Genomic DNA, 7,433 nt, shown 5'->3' with positions numbered 1-7,433 from the left:
TCTCTACACTTTCACTTGCAGGACCGATTGTACAAACAATTTTTGTTTTTCGTAACATCCGTGTTTTCCTCCTATAATAAAAAAGCACTTAAAGTTTTTCTTAAATTTAATATTTTTAAATAGATAATTCCATCGAAAGTTTATATAAATCAAGGTCTAAAGTATGTTCACGACCAAGAGCCTCAATTATGTCATAGTCTACCAGTTGATTCTTCTCAATCCCTACCGCACGACCGCCTTTACCCTCAATCAAAAGCTCAACCGCTCTGGCTCCTAATCTACTAGCTAGGACTCTGTCTGCCGCTGTTGGTGAGCCACCGCGTTGAATGTGCCCCAATACAGAAACTCTAGTGTCAAAGTTGGTTGCTTCTTCTACCTGCTTACCGAATTCTACACCACTGCAAACACCTTCTGCTACCACAATAATACTATGCTTTTTACCACGTTCATTCCCTTTTCGAAGTTTGTCGACAATATCATCCATGTCATAACCTTCTTCAGGAATCAAAATTGTTTCTGCACCGCCAGCTAGACCAGCCCATAAAGCAAGGTCTCCCGCGTTTCGTCCCATTACTTCAATAACAAAAGTTCTTTCATGAGATGTAGCGGTATCCCGAATCTTATCTAATGAATCAATTACGGTATTCAATGCTGTATCAAAACCAATTGTAAGTTCTGTTCCAGGAATATCATTATCAATCGTACCAGGAACCCCCACACAAGGATAGCCCTGTTCTGTTAAAGCCTTCGCTCCACGGTAAGAACCATCGCCACCGATTACCACTAGTCCTTCAATTCCATGTGCTTTAAGCTGTTCAATCCCTTTTTGTTGTCCTTCTTTTGTTTTAAATTCCGGACAGCGAGCCGATTGAAGCATGGTTCCACCGCGTTGAATAATATCACCAACCGAGCCTAACTCGAGTTTTTTAATATTCCCAGAAATTAACCCCGTGTAACCTCCATAAATACCATACACTTCTAAATTATGATAAATGGCCTTCCGTACAACAGCACGAATTGCTGGATTCATCCCCGGAGAATCTCCACCACTTGTAAGAACTCCTATTCTTTTCATAGCTATCACCTCAGTTATTTAATTAGGAAATTATGTATAAGATCCAAATGTTGTAAAAATAAAGGAACGATGAGTTTTATAAATTACCTCTTTTATTATTTACATAAAACCCGCGAATATTTATAAAATAACATGAAGAAATAACTATAACAACCTTATGGTATTAGTAAATATAAGAGACGGAATAGTCAGTAAATTGAAAACGTTTCATCCCTTGATGTAAGCGTGAACATTGGTTTTTTTGTGGAATTCTCGTGAACATTTTGTGAAAAGGTCAAAAAAAAAGAGTGCCCATTAATATGAGCACATTATATTAATTAACACCAATGTAATCATTAATTGTGGCAAATTCACCAATTGTTCTGAAACGATTATAACGATCAGCGATAAGATCCTCCTCAGACAGCTTTAGAAGCTGCTGCAAGGCTTTCTTCAGTATATTATCGATTTCCTCAGCTTGTTTCATGACGTTCCTTTGAGCTCCACCTTTAACTTCTGGAATAATATCATCAATGACACCTAGTTCCTTTAGATCAGGAGCAGTTATTTTCATCGTTTCAGCTGCATTTTTAGCTAGTGATGCATCTTTCCACAAAATAGCTGCCGCACCCTCCGGAGAAATAACCGAGTAAGTTGAATTCTCAAGCATATATATCCGATTACCTACTCCAAGTGCAAGAGCACCACCGCTTCCGCCTTCACCAATCACGATACAAATTACAGGAACCTTTAATCCGGCNNCTTCTGCGGCCTTCCCAGGATAGGCACCCTTTGTATCAATGAAACAAATAATCGGACGATTAAATTTATTCGCCTGATTCATTAATCGAAGTGCTTTCCGGTATCCTTCTGGATGTGGCATTCCAAAGTTTCTACGAATATTCTCTTTTGTATCTTTTCCACGCTGGTGACCAATGACTGTAACTGGTAATCCTCTATATTTAGCAACACCGCCTACGATTGCCTCATCATCAGCAAAGGTACGGTCTCCGTGACATTCAAAGAAATTCTCAAACAAATAGGGAATATAATCTAATGTTGTCGGCCTGTTAGGAAGACGAGCAATTTGTACTCGGTCCCAAGGCTTAATATTTTCATATATGCTCTGTTCAAGTTTTTCAAGTCTTTTTTCTAATTTTTCAATTTCTGAACTTAAATCAACATCAGCTGTTTTGGTGAACTCCTGTAACTCAGAGATTTTCTTCCTTAATTCGATTACGGGGCGTTCAAATTCTAATTCTCCTACCATCTGAGCACACCTCCAGGTTGATGGATTTCTAGAATATTGGTGATTTTCTCGACTAATTCCGTACGATGGATAATTGCATCCAGTTGCCCATGTTTTAAAAGAAACTCGGAAGTTTGAAAATCCTCTGGCAATTCTTCACGGATGGATTGCTCGATTACTCTTCTTCCCGCAAAAGCAATGAGCGCACCAGGTTCGGAAAGGTTGAAATCACCTAATGACGCAAAGCTCGCAGAAACCCCGCCAGTTGTAGGATGAGTCATAATTGAAATGATTAGTCCACCATTATTACTGAACTTCTTTAACGCAACACTAGTTTTTGCCATTTGCATTAAACTAAGTGCACCCTCCTGCATTCTGGCCCCGCCTGATGCGGTAAAAATTATAAAAGGGACATTTAACTCATCCGCTTTTTCAATAGCTTGTGTAATTTTTTCGCCGACAACGGAACCCATGCTCCCCATTCGGAACGAAGCATCCATGATGGCAAGAACAATCTTATACTCGTTAACTGTTCCGATTCCAGTTACAACAGCTTCATTTAACTTGCTTTTTTCCCGATCTTTTTCAAGCTTTTCAAGATAGTCGGGGAAATTTAATGGATTTTTAGAAATCATATTTTCATTAAATTCTACAAAGCTTCCTTCATCAATGAAACTGTCTAAACGTTCCCTAGAGTTCATTGGAAAATGATGTCCACAATGCAAACAAACCTTTAGATTTTTTAACAATTCTTTTGTATACATGATTTTCTTACATGAAGGACACTTTGTCATTATGCCTTCAGGAACATCATGTTTTGCATTTTCCGTCGGTATTTGAGCGTATTTCTTCTTTTTTGTCTGGTTTTTTGAAAAAAGATCTTTAAGCGCCAAAAATTCTACCTCCTTTGTGCTACGGTAACGCCAAATGGCAAGTTTCTCCAATTATTACATAATAAAAGTTTTTCTATTATTGCTTTACTTCATACCTATTAGCTTCCCATTGGTGGTCTGACCACTAATAGTTAAAAAACAGCCTGTTTTCTTAGGCTTGGATAACCTTCACTATAAGATAAAATGTGTTCAAAGTCTGTTAGTATTTGTCGTTAAAAACTGACAAATTCCGTAACCTGTAATAAGCAGTCAATATTTTCGCTTCATTCTTTTCGGCTAATGCCTCAAGTAAGAATACATAGTCTTCACGAGAATAGATTATCCTACTTGAATCCAGAGAATGGTAATAATCCTTTAAGATGGACCAAATTCTAGCGAATAGGTGGTTATCAGCTAGTTCAACTATTTGATAAAAAAAATCATTATCATCTATAATCCCTTGCTGATTCACCCATTTTTTTAAGTTCACAATACTTTGATCATCTATTTTATGAATGGCTAATCGAAGGCAATCCATCTCAATAAAGTTCTTTGTTTCAAACACGTCTCGTTTCGCTTTTTCATCTTGTAAAATAAATGTACTAAGCAATTGAACGAGATGATTCCCTCTAAAATCCCGAATAAACGTCCCTTCACCACGCCTGGTTTCAATTAGTCCAAGCAGCTCTAATGCTCTAAGTGCCTCTCTAACGGAAGAGCGCCCGAAATTCAGGCGCTCAGACAATTCTCGTTCAGAAGGAATTTTATCCCCAGTTTCTAAACCATCAATGGTAATCATTTCTCGTAATTGCTTCACAATCTCTAAATAGACCTTGGTATTGTTTACCACTTATCTATCACTCACTTTTACCAATAATAGCGAGCCTCTTCGTTTTTTCCTTTACTTCTTCTGGATCAACCTTAATACGGGCAACACCTGTTTCCATCGCTGCTTTTGCCACAGCTGCGGCTACATCTGGTGCAACTCTTGGGTCAAAAGGTCCTGGAATAACGTAATCTGCATTAAGTTCATCAGGGCTGATCAGGTTGGCAATCGCTTCTGCTGCCGCGACTTTCATCTTTTCATTTATATGTGTAGCGCGAACATCAAGTGCACCACGGAAAATCCCTGGAAAGGCTAGAACATTGTTAACTTGGTTTGGAAAATCTGAACGACCAGTTCCTACCACTTTTGCTCCAGCAGCTTTTGCCTCATCTGGCATAATTTCAGGGTCCGGATTGGCCATTGCAAAAATAATAGAGTCAGAATTCATGGATGCAACCATTTCTTTAGAAAGTGCACCTGCAACTGAAACCCCAATAAATACATCGGCACCTTTGATTACATCTTCAAGGCTTCCTGATAGATTATCCCGGTTGGTAAACTTTGCAACTTCTGCTTTCACGGAATTCATACCTTGCGGACGCCCTTCATAAATGGCTCCTTTGGTATCACACATAATTATGTCCCTTACACCATAACTATATAACAATTTAATAATTGCAATCCCAGCAGCTCCGGCACCGTTTGCAACTACTTTAATTTCAGTCATTTTTTTGCCGACTAGCTTCAGTGCATTAACAAGCCCTGCAACCGTAACAATAGCTGTACCATGTTGGTCATCATGAAAGATAGGAATATTTGCTTCCTTTTTCAATCGTTCTTCAATGACGAAACAATTTGGAGCAGCAATATCTTCTAGATTAACGCCACCAAATGTAGGTTCAAGCAATTTCACCGTTTCAACAATTTTGTCTACATCGGTTGTGTTTAAACAGATTGGAAACGCATCAACACCAGCAAAACTTTTAAACAATACTGACTTACCTTCCATTACAGGAAGGGCTGCTTCTGGTCCAATATTCCCCAGTCCAAGAACGGCTGTTCCATCGGAAACGACGGCAACCATATTCCCTTTCATGGTATATTCGTAAACCAATTCTGGTTTCTCATAGATATCTTTACATGGCTCTGCAACACCTGGTGAATAAGCTAAGCTAAGATCATGTGCATTTCGGACTTGAACTTTTGATTTCGACTCTAACTTTCCCTTATTAATTCGATGCATATGTAATGCTTCTTCACGTAATGTCAAGATATCCACCCCTCAAATTTTTACAAAAATTTACAAACATCCCAATTATGCAGCCCGCTATTTTTGGTGGTCAGACCACACTTGTCTCATTATCACTATAACATATCTGTGATAGTTGTAAAGAATTATTCCTTCAGAACGACATTTTTCGGCCCTAGCATCTCTCTTAATAATTGCAATAATTCAAGGGTAGGATTGATATTATTTTCATCACCTAACTTTATTGTTTTTCGGCTTTTTTCATAGTGTAAAATGACAGATGCGGTTCCTTGATTTTCTTTAAGCAGCTGGTGAATCTGCTGAAGAAATTTATCATCTTGTTTGTCCTCTATTATTTTCAAATATAATACTGATTGCTTACGTATTTTTGTTTTTAGCCACTCTTCTATATGAAAAACTTGTTGAATGATAAATTGCAGTTTCCCATCACGTTCTTCGATCTTCCCTTCAAGCAATGTAAACTTTCCATGGCCTAATAAGTGCGAATATTTTTTGTATACATTAGGAAATGCAACGGCCTCCATTTCACCGCTTGAGTCACTTATTGTTAAAAAAGCCATCGAATCACCTTTTTTGGTACGAATTGATTTCATTGAGGTGATATATACTCCAGAAGATACCCGCTGGTTGTTATGATTTATTCCAAATAAGGAGTGTGCACCACTTCGCTTCAGCTGCTCTTCGTAAATAGATACCGGATGGTCAGAAAGATAAAAACCAAGTGCTTCTTTTTCAAATGTCAGCTTATTTTCCTGGCTGATCGGATCGACTTGCATATATTTCGGCTTGGGCATGAACTCATCCTCAAATAAATCAAATTGATTATTGTCAGCTGGTTTAAATATTTGTGCATGTTCCATTGCCACATCTAAACTTGCAAGCAAAACGGCACGATCTTCACCAAATTCGTCGAAGCAGCCAGAGTGTACAAGAAACTCGAGCGTTTTTCGATTAATGGCTTTAGTAGATACCCGAATACAAAAATCAAATAAGTCAACAAACTTTTTCTTTTTCCTAGCCTGAAAGATTTCTTTTAAGGCAGCAGCCCCTACACTTTTTATCGCTGCCAAGCTGAAACGGATTCCATCCTGCTCAACCTGGAAGGAGTAACCGCTGTAGTTGATGGATGGTGGCAGGACTGTGATATCTTTTTGTTTCGTTTCCATCACGTATTGCGCTATTTTCGTATCGTTTCCTATTGCTGAGGTAAGCAGGCCTGCCATAAAATAAACCGGATAATTTGCTTTTAAAAAAGCCAATTGATAGGCAATCATACTATAGGCAACTGCATGACTTCGGTTAAAGCCATAGTTAGCAAAGCGAACGATTAAATCATAAATATCATTAGCCAAGGAATGTTCATACCCTTTTTTTAGGGCTCCTTGAACAAAATGACTGCGCTCTTTATCAAGAATATCTTTTTTCTTTTTCCCAACAGCCCGTCTTAATAAATCGGCTTCACCCAATGAGAATCCAGCCATCTTTGAAGCTATTTGCATTATTTGTTCTTGGTAGACAATAACACCATATGTATTCTCAAGAATTGGCCGTAAATCAGGGTGTGGATATTCAACTTTCTGATTACCATGTTTCCTATCAATAAAGAGCGGGATATTTTCCATTGGTCCTGGGCGGTATAAAGCATTGACTGCAACAATATCTTCAAATCGGGAAGGCTTTAAACGAGTTAGAACCTTGCGCATCCCTTCTGATTCAAGCTGAAATACACCCGTTGTTTCACCTTTGGCTAGCAGGTTAAAGGTCAATGTGTCATCTAATGGTATCGAACCTATGTTTATTTTCTTACCTGTTTTACGTGAGATCGAGGATACTATTGAATCGATCAATGTAAGGTTCCTTAAGCCAAGAAAGTCCATTTTCAAGAGACCGATTTCTTCCAGATGTTCCATTGAAAATTGTGTTAAAAATACATGGTTAGACCCTCGTTGGATGGGGATTAAATCTATGAGCGGCTTCTCACTTATTACTACACCTGCTGCATGTGTGGAAGTATGGCGCGGCAGTCCTTCTAGTTTTAAAGCTGTTTCAAAAAGGCGTTTATTCATTGGACTTTCATTAATAAACTTTCTTAGGGCTTCTGATTCTTTATAGGCACCTTTAAGGTCGATTCCTAATCGTGACGGAATCATCCTTGATACATG

General features: G+C 38.4%; 6 protein-coding genes. All 6 read right to left on the bottom strand.

All coding sequences use genetic code 11. The annotated features are described in order from the left end of the window. Window positions 1–115: 115 nt before the first annotated feature. On the bottom strand, window positions 116–1,075 hold the full coding sequence (gene pfkA, locus V7659_RS22610; protein ID WP_335542438.1) for a 6-phosphofructokinase: 960 nt from the start codon (window positions 1,073–1,075) through the stop codon (window positions 116–118). 313 nt (window positions 1,076–1,388) lie between these two features. After that, window positions 1,389–2,324: an acetyl-CoA carboxylase carboxyl transferase subunit alpha gene (gene accA, locus V7659_RS22605; protein WP_335542437.1), complete on the bottom strand. Its 936-nt coding sequence runs from the start codon at window positions 2,322–2,324 to the stop codon at window positions 1,389–1,391. Then, window positions 2,318–3,196 (bottom strand): acetyl-CoA carboxylase, carboxyltransferase subunit beta, encoded by an 879-nt coding sequence (accD, locus tag V7659_RS22600; RefSeq protein ID WP_335542436.1) that lies wholly within the window; start codon window positions 3,194–3,196, stop codon window positions 2,318–2,320. The genes accA and accD overlap by 7 nt, the downstream gene beginning before the upstream one ends. 199 nt (window positions 3,197–3,395) lie before the next feature. Further along, window positions 3,396–3,974, bottom strand: coding sequence for a FadR/GntR family transcriptional regulator (locus V7659_RS22595; RefSeq protein ID WP_420491763.1), 579 nt, complete (start codon window positions 3,972–3,974; stop codon window positions 3,396–3,398). A gap of 58 nt (window positions 3,975–4,032) precedes the next feature. After that, window positions 4,033–5,271: an NAD(P)-dependent malic enzyme gene (locus tag V7659_RS22590; RefSeq protein ID WP_026563334.1), complete on the bottom strand. Its 1,239-nt coding sequence runs from the start codon at window positions 5,269–5,271 to the stop codon at window positions 4,033–4,035. A 125-nt stretch (window positions 5,272–5,396) separates the two neighbouring features. Then, window positions 5,397–7,433: DNA polymerase III subunit alpha (gene dnaE / locus V7659_RS22585; protein ID WP_335542434.1), on the bottom strand; the 2,037-nt coding region annotated here is incomplete at its 5' end.

This window comes from Neobacillus drentensis, from assembly GCF_036966985.1.
Classification (GTDB): domain Bacteria; phylum Bacillota; class Bacilli; order Bacillales; family Cytobacillaceae; genus Neobacillus; species Neobacillus drentensis_E.
Note: the sequence above shows the minus strand (reverse complement) of the source record. Positions and strands in the feature narration are given on the sequence as shown.

Coding starts and splice junctions, on each gene's coding strand:
- pfkA (WP_335542438.1), bottom strand. CDS start 1,075: ATGAAAAGAATAGGAGTTCTTACAAGTGGTGGAGATTCTCCGGGGATG.
- V7659_RS22595 (WP_420491763.1), bottom strand. CDS start 3,974: ATGATTACCATTGATGGTTTAGAAACTGGGGATAAAATTCCTTCTGAA.